The following is a 15,554-nucleotide window of genomic DNA, read 5'->3' on the forward strand; positions in this document are numbered from 1 at the left end:
CGCGCACGCCGGGGCGCCCCGGCGGGGCCCCGTTCACCGGCCGGTCCGCTCGACGCGGGCCGACCGGGCGTCCTTGCTGACCTCGAAGCGGACGGGGATGCGTTCGGCCAGGGCCGGCACGTGGGTGACCACCCCGACCATCCGGTCGCCGCGGGCGGCCAGGTTCTCCAGCGTGGCGGCCACCGTGTCGAGGGTGGCCACGTCGAGCGTGCCGAAGCCCTCGTCCAGCACGATCGACTCCAGGCTCGCCGCCGTGGTGGACATCCCGGCGAGCTGCTCCGACAACGCCAGCGCCAACGCCAGCGACGCCTGGAAGGTCTCGCCACCGGAGAGGGTGCGCACCCCCCGGCGCAGCCCGGCGTCGTGGTGGTCCACCACGAAGAACTCGCCCTTGTCGTGCATCAGGTCGTACTGCCCGGCCGACAGCTCACGCAGGATGCCCGAGGCGCCGTCGACCAACAGGTCCAACGCCTCGGCCAGCAGCCACCGCTCGAAGTTGTTGGCCCGCAGGTGCCCCGCCAGCGCCCGGGCGACCTGCGCCTCACGCTCGTAGGAGGAGCGTTGCTCGCGCAGCCCGCCGGCCTGCTCGCGACGCCGCTCCAACTCGCGCAGGTCGGCCTCGGCCCGCTCCAGGGCGCGGTCGGCGACGCGCAGCGGATCGTCGCTGGCCGGCAGCCCGGCGGCGGCGAGGACGGCCGCGATGCGTTCGCCGACGCCGGCGGCCACCGCCTCGGCCTCCGCCACCGCCGCGGCCCGCCCGGCCCGCGCCGCGCGGCGGCGCCGCGCCTCCTCGTCGGCCCACCCCGTCAGGGCGGCCCAGGCGGCGCCCAGGTCCTCCCGGTCCGCCGTGGGCGGCCCGAACCGGGCCAGCCCGTCGCGGGTCGCGTCGAACGCGCGCCACGTCGCCCGCAGCCGCTCCTCGGCGGCGTCCACCGCCGCCCGGGCCCGCCGGGCGGCATCCCGGCCGGAGCGCACCGCCGCCGCCGACTCCTCCAGCGCCCGGCGCAGCCGCGCGTGCTCGTCCAGCTCCCGGCGCAGCACCGCCGGCTCGCCCGCGTCGGCCAGCTGGCCGTCCAGCTCGGCCAGCCGGGCCTGCACCTGGTCCTGCCGGGCCCGCGCGCGCAGCAGCACCCGCTCCAGCTCCCGGGCCGCGTCGTCCCGCTCGCGCACCAGGGACTCGGCGGCCTTGCTGGCCGCCCGCGCCGCCCGCCCCGCCGCCGTGGCGGCGGCCACCGCCGAATCGGCCGGCACCGCCGGCACGGCCGGCACCGGCTGCTCGCAGACCGGGCAGAGCGCCCCGTCGTGCAGCAGCGCCCGCAGCGCCACCGCCTGGTCGGTCGCCTTCGCCTCCTCGTGGGCGCGGAAGGCCGCCTCGAGTTGCGCCTCCGCCCGCCCGGCCGCCGCCCGCGCCTCGGCCAGTGCCGCCACCGCCGCGGCGTGCTCGGCCTGCGCCCCGGTCACCGCCGCACGGACCGCCTCCGCCTCGCCGGCCAGCTTCTCCCGGTCTGCGTACGCCCGCAGCAGCAGCCGCAGGGCGCTCTCGTCGCCGGCAGCCGCCAGCTCCCCGCGCAGCTTCTCCTCCCGCTCCTCGGCCAGCGACACCGCCGTCGCCGCCTCGTCCGCGCCGGCCCGCGCCGACGCCACCGCGTGGGCCACCTGCGCCACCTGGTCCGGCGCGCGCACGGCGGCCAGCACCGCCAGGTCGGCGTCGAGGGCGGCCAGGGCCGCGCCGGCCTCCCGCGCCGCCTCCCGGGCCGCCGCCAGCTCCGGTACGGCGAGCGTCACCACTCCGGCCAGCTCCCGCATCCGGTCGACCTGCCCGGCCGCCACCGCCAGGGCGTCGGCGTCGACGTCGGCGAGCCCGGCGAGCGCCCGGTCGACCGCCTCCAGCTTCGCCTCGGCCCGCACCGCCCGCGCGGTCGCCCTCTTCTGCACGTCCTCGTAGACCCCGAGGCCGAGCAGGTTGACCAGGATCTGCTGCCGGGTGGCCGGCTTGGCGTGCAGGAAGTCGGCGAACTGCCCCTGCGGCAGCACCACGCAGCTCGTGAACTGCTCGTACGGCAGCCCGACCGCCGCCAGCACCGCCTGCTCCATCTCGGCGGGGGTGCCGGCCAGCACCTCGCCGAGGTCGTCCGGGCTGAGCCCGGTGTCCAGCTTGGTCACGTCGAAACCGGCCGGCATCAGCTGCAACCCGGCGTTTGCCGTCTTGACGTTGCCCCGGCCGTCCCGGCGGACCACCCGGGTCGCCACGTAGCGGTCGCCGGCGGACTCGAAGACCAGCCGGACCCGCGCCTCGGTGGTCGACGGGGCCAGGGCGTTGGCCAGGCCGCGCGCCCCGCCCCAGCGCGGCACCGTGCCGTAGAGGACGAAGCAGAGGGCGTCCAGCACCGTCGACTTGCCGGAGCCGGTCGGCCCCACCAGCGCGAAGAAGTCGGCATCGGTGAAGTCGATTGTCGTCTCGTCCCGGAAGACGGTGAAACCGGCCATGTCCAGCCGCATCGGGCGCATCAGTGCTCGACCTCCTCGAAGAGCTCGTCGAAGAGCTCCCGCACCCCGTCGTCGCTCTGCCCGCGGCTGTCCAGATAGTCGCCGAAGAGCTGCCGGGGCGAGCGGCCCGCCCGCTGCGCCACCCGTGCGCCGCTGCCCGGGGTGGGCACCAGCTCCGGATCGATGCGGATCTCCAGCGCCCGGGGCAGCAGCTCCTGCACCTCCTCGCGCAGCCCGGCGCGCGGCTGCTCCCGCACGAAGACCCGCAGCCAGGCGTCGGGCACCTGCGCCTCGGCGAGCTGCGCCAGGGTGCCCCGGACCGTGCGCAGCGCGGTGGCGGCGGTCACCGGCACCTCGCGGACCTGCGCCGCCGTGCTCGCCGTGACCTCCACGACGGTCACCGACGGCACGTTCTCCTCCTCGCCGAAGTCGACCGCCAGCGGGCTGCCGCTGTAGCGGATCGGGCAGGGGCCCTGGACCCGCTGCGCGCGGTGCAGGTGACCCAGCGCCACGTAGTGCGCCGTGCCCGGGAAGACGGTCGACGGCACCGCGTAGCCCAGCACGGTGTGTGCGTCGCGCTCCCCGCCGCCGGTGCTCGCCCCGACCACCGTCAGGTGGGCGGTGACCAGGTGCACCCGGCCCGCCTCGGTGAAGCTCTCGGTCAGCCGGCCCAGCACCCGGGCCAGGTGGTCGGCGTACGTCTGGGTGGTCTCGGCGGCGGTCAGGTCGTACATCTCCACCGCCCGGACGGCGTAGCGCTGGGAGAGGAACGGCAGCGCGGCCAGCCGCCAGCGCTCACCGCCGGCGGTGGTGCCGTCGATGACGTGCTCGTCCGGGCTGTCCCGGACCCCGCCGCGCAGGGTGATGCCGGCGGCCTCGGCCCAGGGCCGCAGCGCGTCGAGGGCCTGGCCGTTGTCGTGGTTGCCGCCGATGGCCACCACGTCGGCGCCCGTGCGGCGCAGCGCGGTCAGGGCCCGGGTGACGAGCCGGGTGGCCTCGGGCGTCGGGGCGGCCGTGTCGTAGAGGTCGCCGGCGACGATGACCAGGTCGGGCGCCTCGGCGCGGGCGATGTCGATCACGCCGGCCAGCACCCGGGTGTGCTCCTCGGCCCGCGACTGTCCCTTGAGGATCTTGCCGACGTGCCAGTCGGAGGTGTGCAGGATCTTCACGGTGCCGACCTCAGAACGGGATGTCGTCGTCGGAGCTGCCGCCACCGGAGCCGACCACCGCGAACGGGTCGGCGGAACCGGTGATCGACCGGAGCGTCTCGGACGGGGCACGGCCCGCCTCGGAGACCCGGGTGGCCCAGGCCGGGAACGGGAACTCCAGGCAGAGCGGCACCGGGATGTCGGGCTGGTTGACGAACATCGTGCCCGGCTTGGCCAGCAGCGCGCGCTGGCGTTGCGCGGGCGGCAGGAAGCCGTATTCGGGCCGGGACGCCTCGGCCGGGTCGAGCCGGCCGACCACCCGGATCGCCGAGTTGGTGACGATCCGCCGCTCCACCTCGCTCGCGGTCTGCTGGGCGCCGACCAGGATCACCCCGAGCGAGCGGCCCCGCTCGGCGATGTCGAGCAGCACCTCCTTGATGGGGGAGGAGCCCTCGCGGGGGGCGTACTTGTTGAGCTCGTCGAGCACCACGAAGAGCAGCGGCTTGGCGGTGCCGGACTTCTCCTTGCGCTCGAACTCGCTCTTGAGCGTCACGCCGACCACGAACCGCTGCGCCCGGTCCGGCAGGTTGTGCAGGTCGACCACGGTGACCTGGGCGCTCTCGGCGGTGTTGATCGAGTGCGGGCGGCGGGTGGCCAGGTCGCCCCGGATCAGCCGGGACAGGTCCTTCTTGCTGCCGATCAGCCGGCGGGCGAACGCGTTGACCGTGCCGAGCCCGACCGCGCTGCCGGCCCAGTCGGAGCGGGTCTCGTCGTCGTTGAGCTGGTCGACGACGTGGTCGACCAGGTCGGCGTACGAGCCGAGCCGCACGCCGTCGATGCTCACCCCGCCGTCGGCGGGCTGGGCGTAGCGGGCCAGGTGCGCCGCGACCGAGTGGACCACCATCGTGTACTGCTGGCGCTCGTCGTCGGCGTCGGCGAACACGTAGGGCAGCAGGCGGTCGGCGCAGAACTCGCTGAGCGTCCAGTAGAAGCTGTCCACCCCGGTGAGTCGGCTGCTCACGTCGGGGGTGCCGGAGGAGTCGCCGACCCTCGGCGGGGCGTAGACGCGCACGTCGGGGAACGCGCCGGCGACGAGGCCGAGCTTGGCGTACGCGGCGCGGGTGGGGTCGTCCAGCCGGGTGTTGGGGTGGTCGAGGAAGAGCAGGTCCTCGCCCTTGACGTTGAAGATGAGCGCCTTGGCGTTGACCGCGTCGCCGCCCAGCACGCCGGAGCGGAAGACCGAGTAGAGCAGGAAGGTGGCGAAGCTCGTCTTCGTGGCGACCCCGGAGATGCCGGAGATCGACACGTGCGCGCCCCGGCTGCCGTCGAGGAAGTCGGCGTTGAGGTAGACCGGGACCCCGTCACGGCCCATGCCCATCGGGATGCGCCGTTCCATCCGGTCGAAGTGCAGCGCCCGGGCGCGGGCGTCGCCCTCGGCGCGGTGCACCACCGCACCCGGCGACGGTGGCACGTAGAGCTCCGGGTCGACCCGGGTCGTGGTGATCTCGGCGGCCTCCTGCACCTGGGCGGGCAGTGTGCCGTCTGCGATGGCGAAGACGTCGGAGTCGAACTGGGCGCCCTCGTGCCGGGCGCGCACGTGGGTGACCACCCCGGCGATCGTCACCGGCTCACGGTCGGGCAGCTCGCGGCGGGTCACCACGACGTCGTCGAGCTGCAGGTAGCTGCCGGGGGAGACCGCGGTCCAGAACTGCAGGGGGGTGGCGTCGGCGGTGCCCAGCACCCGGCCGACCACCTCGCCCGGGCCGTCTGAACCGTCGTCAGTCATCTGGCAACTCCGCTCGGCTGGTCGTCGCGGTCGGGGCACACGCCCTGCATCCTGCCCGAGGAGTACGACAGGTTGCCACGTGACGCGTCGGACGCCACGCCGACCGTGGCGCGGCGTCACGCCGGCGGTACGCAGCGTGCGACATCGCGGGGGCGCGGCTGCCGGGCGGGCCGTCGCCGGATGTGCGCCGGCCCGGCGTGGCGGCGCTCCCGCCGCCGTCAGTCGCGCGCGTAGCGCAGCAGCAGCGTTCCGTCCCCGGCGGCGAGCACGTGCCGCAGGGGGAGCCGCCGGGGCGGGCTGGGCTCACCCGCGACGATCCGGCCCGGCCCCGCGCCGGCCAGCAGCGGGGCCACGGTGAGGCAGAGCTCGTCGACCAGGTCGGCCGCGGCGAGCGTGCCGAAGAGCTGCGGGCCTCCCTCGCAGAGCAGGTGCGCGAGGCCGCGCCGGCGTAGTTCCGCCAGCCCGGCGGTGAGGTCCACCCGGCCGGTGCCGCAGCGCACCACCTCGGCGACCTCGGCCAGCCCGGCCGGGGCGGGGGCGTCGGCGCGGGTGAGCACCACGGGGCGTACCGGCGCGTCCGCGAAGGCGGCCTGTGCCGGGTCGAGGTCGAGCGAGCCGGAGACGACCACCAGCGTCGGGAACTCGGGCAGGCCGTGCTCGCGCCGCCAGGCCCGCCGGCGCGCGTCCAGCCGCACCGCACCGTAGCCCTCGTGCCGCAGCGTGCCGGCGGCCACCACCAGCGCGTCGCAGAGCATCCGGAGCAGGCCGAAGACCCGCTTGTCCGGCTGGCCCGAGAGCCCGGCCGAGTAGCCGTCCACGCTCACCGCGCCGTCGAGGCTCGTCACGAAGTTCATGCGCAGGCCCGGCCGGTCCGGCCGGCCGTAGAGCGCGGTCAGCGCGGCGTCGTCGAGGGGCGACGAGGGGGGCGCGGGCCAGATCCGGTCGATCGGGATCCCGGCGCTCATTCGCCGGCCGGGCCGGTGACCGGGGGCGTCGGCCGGGGAGCGCGGTGCTGGCAGTCGCACCAGGTGCGTCCCGGGCAGTCGTCATGCCGTCTCGCCCGGCACGCTCGGCAGATCATGCCCCCAGCCTAGGCCCGGCGGGAGGGTGGGCGCCGGTGCGTGTCCGATCCTGGGGCCGCGGGCCGCCCCGCCGGGATGCCGGCCGGGGGACGGGGGGCGCGGGTAACAATCTGGGAACGCTCCCATCGACCCATTGACACCTTTGTGGCGTGCCAGCAATCTCATGGGAGCGCTCCCGATGGCCGTCGGGAGCGCCTGCCGGCCGTCCCCGGCGGCTACCGGACGACGACCACCGCAGGGAGCGTTCGCAGCACCGCGCGTCCTGCGGCACACCGAACCACCACACGAGTTACCCACCTGAGAGGGGTCAGGGATGAGCGTCATCAGGCGCCGGCTCCGCACTGTCGCAGCCGCCGCGCTGGCCGTGGGCGTCGCCCTCGGCAGCGCGGCGTGCAGCAAGAACAACGACGACGAGGCGGGCGAGGGCGGGCAGGTCAAGCTGGTCCTGCAGACCTTCTCGAACTTCGGCTACGAGAAGGCCATCAAGGACTTCGAGGCGGCCAACCCGAATATCAAGGTCGAACACCAGAAGATGGGTGAGCTGCGCGACTTCCAGCCCAAGCTGGTGCAGTGGCTCGCGGCGGGCAGCGGCGCCGGTGACGTCGTCGGCCTGGAGGAGGGCGTGGTGCTGCAGTACGTGCAGAACCACGACAAGTTCGCCAACCTGCTCGACCTGGGCGCCAGCGAGCTGAAGGCCAACTTCCCCGAGTGGAAGTGGAACAACGCGATGACGCCCGACGGCAAGAAGCTGATCGGTCTCGGCACCGACGTCGGCGGTCTGGCCATGTGCTACCGCAAGGACCTGCTCCAGCAGGCAGGTCTGCCGAGCGACCGGGAGGCCGTCTCCCAGCGCATGGGCACCTGGGACGACTACATCGCGCTCGGGCGCCAGTTCAAGGCCAGCGGCAAGGTCAAGGCGGCGTGGCTGGACAGCGCCACCAGCCTGATGCAGCCGTACGTCATGCAGAACTCCGAGACCTTCTTCTTCGACAAGGAGAACAAGTTCATCGGCGACACCAACCCCGTCGTCCGCAAGGCGTGGGACACGGGCCTGCAGATGGCCGCCGAGGGGCTGACCGCGAAGGCCCAGCGCTGGAGCGCCGACTGGGACGCCGCGTTCAAGAACAACGCCTTCGCCACCATCCCCTGCCCGGCGTGGATGACCGAGGGAATCATCGCGCAGCGCTCGGGCCCGGGAAACTCCGGCAAGTGGGACATCGCCAAGATCCCGGGGGGCGGCGGCAACTGGGGCGGCTCCTACCTCGCCGTCCCGGCCCAGACCAAGCACCCGAAGGAGGCCTACCTGCTGGCCAAGTACCTGACCGGCAAGGAGGGCCACCTGGCGGCGTTCAGCGAGGCGGGCGCCATGCCCTCCAGCATCCCCGGCATCGAGGACCCGGCGTTCAAGGGCAAGACGAGCGAGTACTTCAGCGGCGCCCCGATCGGCCAGATCTTCGGTGACAGCGTCAAGAACATGAAGCCGGTCTTCCTCGGCGCGAAGCACCAGCAGGTCTGGGAGACCATCGTCGAGCCGCAGATGCAGGCCGCCGAGCGCGGCAAGCTCAAGTCGGACGCCGCGTGGGCAAAGGCGATGGGCGAGGCCAAGAAGGCGGTCGGCTGAACCGCCGGTCACCTGTCCGGCACACGGCACGAGGTGCCGTGCGCCGGCGGCGGCGCCCACGTCCCGGTGCGGGGGTGGGCGCCGCCGCGAGGCCTGCGCCCCTCTCCCCGGAAGGACCTGTCATGAGTTCCACTGTCGGCGCGGCACCGCCAGGGCGGGCCGCCACGCCAGTCCGCCCCCGACCAGCGCCCCGCCGTCCCTCCTACCGGCTCGGCCGTTGGGACATCAGGTACTCGCCGTACCTGTACATCGCGCCCTTCTTCGTCCTCTTCGGGGTGTTCGGCCTCTTCCCGCTGCTCTACACCGTCTACGTCTCGCTCTTCGACTACGAACTGCTCAGCGGCACCCGGGAGTTCGCGGGCCTGGAGAACTACCGCACCCTGCTGGGGGACGCCCAGTTCTGGAACGCCGCCTACAACACCGTCGGCATCTTCCTGCTCAGCACGGTGCCGCAGATCATCGTGGCGCTCCTGCTCGCCAACCTGATGAACCGTCAGATGCGCGGTCGCACCCTGCTGCGCATGGGCATCCTCGTACCGAACATCACCTCGGTCGCGGCGGTCGGCATCATCTTCGCGCTGATCTTCGCCGACCGCTACGGCCTGGTGAACTGGCTGCTCGGCACCGTCGGCCTCGACCCGGTGGCCTGGCGGGACAACCGCTACGCCTCCTGGTTCGCGATCGCCTTCATGGTCGACTGGCGTTGGACCGGCTACAACGCGCTGATCTACCTCGGCGCCATGCAGGCCATCCCCAAGGACCTGTACGAGTCGGCCTCGCTGGACGGCGCCTCCGCGTGGCGGCAGTTCTGGCAGATCACCGTGCCGCTGATCCGGCCGACCATCGTGTTCACGGTCATCATCTCCACCATCGGTGGCTTCCAGATCTTCACCGAGCCCCTGATGTACGGCCACGGGATGATCCGCGGCGGCGCGGAGCACGAGTTCCAGACCCTGGCCATGTACATCTACGAGCAGACCTTCACCGGCAACGCGGAGTACGGCTACGGCGCGGCGATGTCCTGGCTGCTCTTCCTGATGATCATCGTCTTCGCGCTGGCCAACTTCGCGCTCGTGCGGCGCTCGGTGAAGGGGGAGCAGAAGTGACCACCACCCAGGCCCTGCCCCGGTCCGTGACCCCGCCGCCCCCGACCCCGGCGCGTCGGCCCCGCCGGCTGCCCGGAGCCGCGCTCTGGCAGGCCAGCCCGATGACCTACTTCGCGTTGATCGTCGGCTGCATACTCTCGGTCTTCCCGATCATCTGGTCGTTCATCATCGCCTCGCGCGACAACAGCGCCGTCTACGAGATGCCACCCGTCCCGGGCGGGATGCTCTTCGACAACGTCGGCCGGATGCTCGCCAACGAGGACGCCGCGTTCCTCTACGGGCTCGCCAACTCGGCCGTGGTCTCCAGCGTCGTCACCATCTCGGTGATCTTCTTCTCCACGCTTGCCGGCTTCGCGTTCGCCAAGCTGAGGTTCCGGGGCCGCAACGGCCTGCTCCTGGTGATCATCCTGACCATGATGGTGCCGACCCAGCTCGGCATCATCCCGCTCTATCTGATGATGGTCGAGCTGGAGTGGACCGGCACCCTGCAGGCGGTCATCGTGCCGTTCCTGGTGCAGGGCTTCGGGGTGTTCATGATGCGCCAGTACGCGATGTCCGCGATCAGCGACGAGCTGATCGAGGCCGCCCGCCTCGACGGCTGCTCGACCTGGCGGATCTACTGGAACGTGGTGCTGCCCGGGTTGCGCCCGGCGGCGGCGGTGCTCGGGCTGCTGACCTTCATGCAGACCTGGAACGAGTTCCTCTGGCCGTTCGTCGTGCTCACTCCGGACACCCCGACGGTGCAGTACTCTCTCAAGATCCTATCGTCCGGCCTGTACCAGACGGACTACACCGCGCTCTTCGCCGGCACCGCGCTGGCGACCCTACCGTTGCTGATCGTGTTCACCATCTTCGGCCGCCAGATCATCGGCGGGATCATGGAAGGCGCCGTCAAGTCGTGAGCAACCCCACCAGCCCGCCCGCCGTCGGCGTCGTCGCCGACCGCCCGCCGCTGACCTTCCCGCCCGGCTTCCTCTGGGGCGCGGCGACCGCCGCGTACCAGATCGAGGGCGCGGCGGCCGAGGGCGGCCGCACCCCGTCCATCTGGGACACCTTCAGCCACACCCCCGGCCGGGTCGTCGCCGGGCACACCGGCGACGTGGCCTGCGACCACTACCACCGCATCGAGGCCGACGTCGCGCTCATGGCCGAGCTGGGGCTCAGGTCGTACCGTTTCTCGGTCTCCTGGCCCCGGGTGCAGCCCGGCGGCACCGGCCCGGCCAACGCCGAGGGACTCGACTTCTACCGCCGGCTCGTCGACGAGCTGCTGGCGCACGGCATCGAGCCGTGGCTGACCCTCTACCACTGGGACCTGCCGCAGCCGCTGGAGGACGCCGGCGGCTGGCCGGCCCGGGACACGGCCGCGCGCTTCGCCGACTACACCGCCCTGGTCGCCGACGCGCTCGGCGACCGGGTGCGCTACTGGACGACGCTCAACGAGCCGTGGTGCTCGGCGTTCCTCGGCTACGGTTCCGGCGCGCACGCGCCGGGCCGCTCCGACGGCGCGGACGCCGTGCGGGCCGGGCACCACCTGATGCTCGGCCACGGCCGCGCGGTGCAGGCGCTGCGCGCGGCCCGGCCGACCGCCGAGGTCGGGGTGACGGTAAACCTCTACCCGGTCACCCCGGCCAGCGAGGCCCCCGCCGACGTCGACGCCGCGCGGCGCATCGACGCGCTGGCCAACCGGTTCTTCCTGGACCCGCTGCTGCGCGGGTCCTACCCGGCGGACCTGATGGCCGACCTGGCCGGGGTCACCGACTTCGACCACGTACGCGACGGCGACCTGGCGACCATCTCCACCCCGCTGGACGTGGTCGGCGTCAACTACTACAGCCGCCACGTCGTGGCCGCCCCGGTGCCCGGCGCCGCGCCGGAGCCCTACTGGCGGGCACCGTCGTGCTGGCCCGGCAGCGAGGACGTCCGGTTCGTCACCCGGGGCGTCCCGGTCACCGACATGAACTGGGAGATCGACGCCCCCGGCCTGGCGGAGACGCTGCGCCGGGTCCACGAGGAGTACACGGACCTGCCGCTCTACGTCACCGAGAACGGCTCGGCCTTCGTCGACGAGGTCATCGACGGGCGGGTCGACGACGCCGACCGGCTGGCATACTTCGACGCCCACCTGCGCGCCGCGCACGAGGCGATCGAGGCCGGGGTGCCCCTGCGCGGATACTTCGCCTGGTCGCTGATGGATAATTTCGAGTGGGCCTGGGGCTACACCAAGCGGTTCGGGATGATCCACGTCGACTACGACAGTCAGGCGCGTATCCCCAAGTCCAGCGCCAGGTGGTACGCCGAGGTGATCCGACGCAACGGTCTGGCCGCACAATAGGCCAGGGCCAGCCATCAACGGGCGGCCCCGGCGTCACCCCCGGCGGGGGCGGCGCCGGGGCCGGCCCGCCGTCGGAGGAGCAGACAATGACAACGCAGCGCACCCGGTCGCTCGGGCGCCCGACCCTCGACGCCGTCGCCGCCCGCGCCGGCGTCGGTCGCGGGACGGTCTCCCGGGTGGTCAACGGCTCGCCGCAGGTGAGTCCCGAGGCGCGCGCCGCGGTGCAGCAGGCCATCGCCGAGCTGGGGTACGTGCCGAACCGGGCCGCCCGCGCCCTGGTCACCCAGCGCACCGACTCCATCGCACTGGTGGTCTCGGAGTCCGGCGACCGGGTCTTCACCGAGCCGTTCTTCGCCGGCATCGTCCGGGGCGTCAGCTCGGGGCTGCTGGAGACCTCGTTGCAGCTCTGGCTCGCCATGGTCCAGTCGCCGATCGAGCGGGAACGGGTGGAGTACCACCTGACCAACCAGCACGTCGACGGGGTGCTGCTGCTGTCGCTGCACGACGCCGACCCGCTGCCCACCCTGCTCGAGGAGCGTGGCCTGCCCACCGTGCTGGGCGGGCGACCGGCCCGGATGCTGCAACCGGGCGCGCAGCCGGCCTACTACGTCGACGTGGACAACGTCGGCGGCGCCCGGCGGGCGGTGGAACACCTGGCCGGCCGGGGGCGGCGGCGCATCGCGACCATCGCCGGCCCCCAGGACATGGGTGCCGGCCTGGGCCGGCTGACCGGCTACCGGCAGGCCGTCAAGGCCGCCGGTGGCGGAGTCAACCCGGACCTGATCGCGTACGGGGACTTCAGCGAGGGCAGCGGGGCCGCCGGGATGCGCCGGCTGCTGGAGGTCTGCCCCGACCTGGACGCCGTCTTCGTCGCCTCCGACCTGATGGCGTTCGGGGCGCTACGCGCGCTGCGCGAGGCGGGCCGCCGGGTGCCGGAGGACGTCGCGGTGGTCGGCTTCGACGACGCGCCGATCGCCCGGCAGTCCGAGCCGCCGCTGAGCACGGTCTTCCAGCCGGTGGAGGAGATGGGCCGGCAGATGGCCCGCCTGCTGCTCTCCCGCATCCGCGGCGACGACCTCCCGTCCCCCCACATCCTGCTCGACACCCAACTCATCGAGCGCGCCTCCTCCTGACCCGGCGCCGACCCCGCCACCCCGCCGCCCGCCGGCTCTGCCACCCCGCCGGTCCGCCGCCCCAGGGGCGACCACCGACGTAGACAGGTCGATCCGGCCCCCGGCAAACCAGGCCTCCTGCCACGGGCCCTTCCGCCCGGTCCCCGTCGGCGACCATCGGCCTTCTGGCGCTCTTCCGCTCCGGGGGTGGTGTCTTGTCGACGTTCCTTTGGAGCTGAGTCGTTTGTGACATCAGCCGGCGCTCTTCCGCTCCGGGGGTGGTGCCTTGTCGACGTTCTTTCGGAGCTGAGTCGTTTGCGACATCAGCTCCAAAGGGCCGACACGGCAACATGCCCGCCCACGTCGTCCAGGGTGCGGCCGGTGAGCCGCGGGTGTGAGGCCGGCCGGCTGCCGGGCGGCGGTCTCCGTCGGGCCTGGCGTCCGGGGACGGGCGGCGCGGGTCGGGCGCAGCCCGGTCAGGCCGACCAGCGGCGTAGTTCGCGCTTGGCCAGCGAGGAGCGGTGGACCTCGTCCGGGCCGTCGGCCAGCCGCAGCGTGCGGGACTGGGCCCAGAGAGCGGCCAGCGGGGTGTCCTGGCTGACGCCGGCCCCGCCGTACCCCTGGATGGCCTTGTCGATCACCCACTCCGCCATGGCGGGAGTGGCGATCTTGATGGCCTGGATCTCGGTGTGTGCGCCCTTGTTGCCGACCGTGTCCATCAGCCAGGCGGTCTTGAGGACCAGCAGTCGGGCCTGTTCGATGCGTACCCGCGACTCGGCGATCCACTCGCGCACCACGCCCTGCTCGGCGAGCGGCCGACCGAACGCGACCCGTTCGAGCGCCCGCCGGCAGAGCAGTTCCAGGGCCCGTTCCGCCATCCCGACCAGCCGCATGCAGTGGTGGATCCGGCCGGGGCCGAGCCGGGCCTGGGCGATCGCGAAACCCGAGCCCTCCGCCCCGACCAGGTTCTCCACCGGTACGCGCACGTCGGTGAAGTCGATCTCGGCGTGGCCGCCGTGGGCGGCGTCGCTGTAGCCGAAGACCGTCATGCCCCGGCGTACGGCGACGCCGGGGGTCTCCCGGGGGACCAGGACCATGCTCTGCTGCCGGTGCCGGTCGGCCTCCGGGTCGGTCTTGCCCATCACGACGAAGATCTCGCAGCGCGGGTCCATCGCCCCCGACGACCACCACTTGCGCCCGTTGAGCACGTAGTGGTCGCCGTCGCGGGTGATCCGGGTGGCGATGTTGGTCGCGTCCGAGGACGCCACGTCCGGCTCGGTCATGCAGAACGCCGAGCGGATCTCGCCCTCCAGCAGGGGCCGTAGCCAGCGCTCCTGCTGCTGCGGCGAGCCGAATTCGGCCAGCAGCTCCATGTTGCCCGTGTCTGGCGCGGCACAGTTGAGCGCCTCCGGGGCCAGGTGCGGGCTGCGCCCGGTCAGCTCGGCCAGCGGGGCGTACTGGAGGTTGGTCAGGCCGGCGCCGTGCCGCGGATCCGGCAGGAAGACGTTCCACAGGCCCCGCCTGCGCGCCTCGGCCTTCAGCTCGGCCATCACCGGGGGACGGGCCCACGGGTCGCCGGCGGCGGCCACCTGCGCGGCGGCCACCTGCTCGGCCGGGTACACGTGCTCGTCCAGGAACGCGGTCAGCTCGGCCCGCAGCTGCTCGGTGCGGGTGTCGTAGGCGAAGTCCATCAACGCTCCCTGGCGGCGGTCAGCCCGTGTGCGACCAGCGGTGCCACCATGTCGCCGATCCGGTCGAAGCCCTCGCCGAGCGTCTGCCCGAGCGTGTGCCGGTAGTGGATGCCCTCGCAGATCACCGCGAGTTTGAAGCAACCGAGCGCGACGTGCCAGTGCAGCGGCCCCACGTCCACGTCGCCGCGCCCGGCGTAGCGCTCGATGAGTTCCCGGCCGGTGGGGAAGCCGGCGCGCGGGCCGAGCCCGTCGGCAACCGGATTGCCGGCGGCGGAGTCGCTGTCGCCGAGCACGTCCCAGTAGGTCAGCAGCAGCCCGAGGTCGGCCAGCGGGTCGCCGAGGGTGGCCATCTCCCAGTCGAGCACGGCCCGCACCGCCACCGGGTCGACGGTGGTGAGGAGATTGTCGAGCCGGTAGTCGCCGTGCACGATCCGGCCGGCGTTCGCGCCCTCCGGCGCGGTGCCGGCCAGCAGGTCGCGCAGCTCCTCGATGCCGGGCAGCGGCCGGCTGCGGGACCGGTCGAGCTGGCCGGCCCAGCGGCGGACCTGCCGCGCGAGGTAGCCCGCCGGCCGCCCGAAGTCGGCCAGCCCGACCGACGCGGGCTCGACCGCGTGCAGCGCCGCGAGGGTGTCCATCATCGCCAGCGCCAGCTCGCGGCGCTGCTCTGCGGTGAGTGGATCGGTCTGGGCGCGGCTGCGCAACACCTCGCCGTGGACCCGTTCCATCAGGTAGAAGGGCGCGCCGATCACCTCGGCGTCCTCGCAGAGCAGCAGCGCACCGGGTACCGGCACGTCGGTCGGCGCCAGCGCGGAGATCACCCGGTATTCCCGGGCCATGTCGTGGGCGGTGGCCAGCACGTGTCCGAGCGGCGGCCGGCGCAACACCACCTCCCGCTCGCCGGCGGTCAGCAGGTAGGTCAGGTTGGACTTGCCGCCGGCGATCAGCCGGGCCCGCAGCGGGCCGTCGGCCAGCTCGGGCCGGTGTCGGGTGAGGTGGGCGGCGAGCCGGTCGAGATCCAGCCCACGGGGGGAGGCGGCGGGGGCGTCGCCCGACCCGTACGCGTCAACGGCCGGCTCGGTCATCCGAATAGTTGATGGCAGCTCCGCCGGGTTGTCAAGGTCGGGATTTGACTTCCGGGACCCGTCACCGCAACAGGGACGAAACGGCCACCGGACAGGCTGGGATCCAG

The 15,554-nt window shown here is 73.3% G+C and carries 11 protein-coding genes; 5 read left to right on the top strand and 6 right to left on the bottom strand.

Annotated elements, in window-relative coordinates; genetic code table 11:
* Positions 1-33: 33 nt before the first annotated feature.
* The 4 genes from ACQ452_RS08510 to ACQ452_RS08525 all read right to left on the bottom strand — a co-directional run bounded on the left by ACQ452_RS08510 (position 34) and on the right by ACQ452_RS08525 (position 6,386).
* On the bottom strand, positions 34-2,508 hold the full coding sequence (locus ACQ452_RS08510) for an AAA family ATPase (protein WP_433391891.1): 2,475 nt from the start codon (positions 2,506-2,508) through the stop codon (positions 34-36).
* Positions 2,508-3,656, bottom strand: coding sequence for an exonuclease SbcCD subunit D (locus tag ACQ452_RS08515; protein WP_433391894.1), 1,149 nt, complete (start codon positions 3,654-3,656; stop codon positions 2,508-2,510). The genes ACQ452_RS08510 and ACQ452_RS08515 overlap by 1 nt, the downstream gene beginning before the upstream one ends.
* A 10-nt stretch (positions 3,657-3,666) precedes the next feature.
* Positions 3,667-5,421 (bottom strand): ATP-binding protein, encoded by a 1,755-nt coding sequence (locus tag ACQ452_RS08520; RefSeq protein WP_433391896.1) that lies wholly within the window; start codon positions 5,419-5,421, stop codon positions 3,667-3,669.
* A 218-nt stretch (positions 5,422-5,639) separates the two neighbouring features.
* Positions 5,640-6,386, bottom strand: coding sequence for a pyrimidine reductase family protein (locus ACQ452_RS08525; protein WP_433391898.1), 747 nt, complete (start codon positions 6,384-6,386; stop codon positions 5,640-5,642).
* Between the two features lie 430 nt (positions 6,387-6,816).
* Between ACQ452_RS08525 and ACQ452_RS08530 the strand changes: the two genes are divergently transcribed.
* The 5 genes from ACQ452_RS08530 (at position 6,817) to ACQ452_RS08550 (ending at position 12,695) form a co-directional block, all read left to right on the top strand.
* Positions 6,817-8,124: an extracellular solute-binding protein gene (locus tag ACQ452_RS08530; RefSeq protein WP_433391901.1), complete on the top strand. Its 1,308-nt coding sequence runs from the start codon at positions 6,817-6,819 to the stop codon at positions 8,122-8,124.
* A 122-nt stretch (positions 8,125-8,246) separates the two neighbouring features.
* Positions 8,247-9,230, top strand: a complete 984-nt coding sequence (locus tag ACQ452_RS08535) for a carbohydrate ABC transporter permease (RefSeq protein WP_433391904.1) — start codon at positions 8,247-8,249, stop codon at positions 9,228-9,230.
* 101 nt (positions 9,231-9,331) lie between these two features.
* Positions 9,332-10,132 carry a carbohydrate ABC transporter permease gene (locus ACQ452_RS08540; RefSeq protein ID WP_433394051.1) on the top strand — a complete coding sequence of 267 codons (801 nt, stop codon included), beginning with the start codon at positions 9,332-9,334 and terminating at the stop codon, positions 10,130-10,132.
* Positions 10,129-11,562 (top strand): GH1 family beta-glucosidase, encoded by a 1,434-nt coding sequence (locus ACQ452_RS08545; RefSeq protein WP_433391906.1) that lies wholly within the window; start codon positions 10,129-10,131, stop codon positions 11,560-11,562. The genes ACQ452_RS08540 and ACQ452_RS08545 overlap by 4 nt, the downstream gene beginning before the upstream one ends.
* 86 nt (positions 11,563-11,648) lie before the next feature.
* Positions 11,649-12,695 (top strand): LacI family DNA-binding transcriptional regulator, encoded by a 1,047-nt coding sequence (locus tag ACQ452_RS08550; protein WP_433391909.1) that lies wholly within the window; start codon positions 11,649-11,651, stop codon positions 12,693-12,695.
* 455 nt (positions 12,696-13,150) lie between these two features.
* Here the strand turns inward: ACQ452_RS08550 and ACQ452_RS08555 are convergent, their stop codons facing one another.
* Positions 13,151-14,365 carry an acyl-CoA dehydrogenase family protein gene (locus tag ACQ452_RS08555; protein WP_433391911.1) on the bottom strand — a complete coding sequence of 405 codons (1,215 nt, stop codon included), beginning with the start codon at positions 14,363-14,365 and terminating at the stop codon, positions 13,151-13,153.
* Entirely contained in the window at positions 14,365-15,447 is a 1,083-nt protein-coding gene (locus ACQ452_RS08560; RefSeq protein ID WP_433391913.1) for a phosphotransferase family protein, read from the bottom strand. The genes ACQ452_RS08555 and ACQ452_RS08560 overlap by 1 nt, the downstream gene beginning before the upstream one ends.
* Positions 15,448-15,554 lie beyond the last annotated feature (107 nt).

This window comes from Micromonospora sp. KLBMP9576 (genome assembly GCF_050941805.1).
Lineage (GTDB): Bacteria > Actinomycetota > Actinomycetes > Mycobacteriales > Micromonosporaceae > Micromonospora.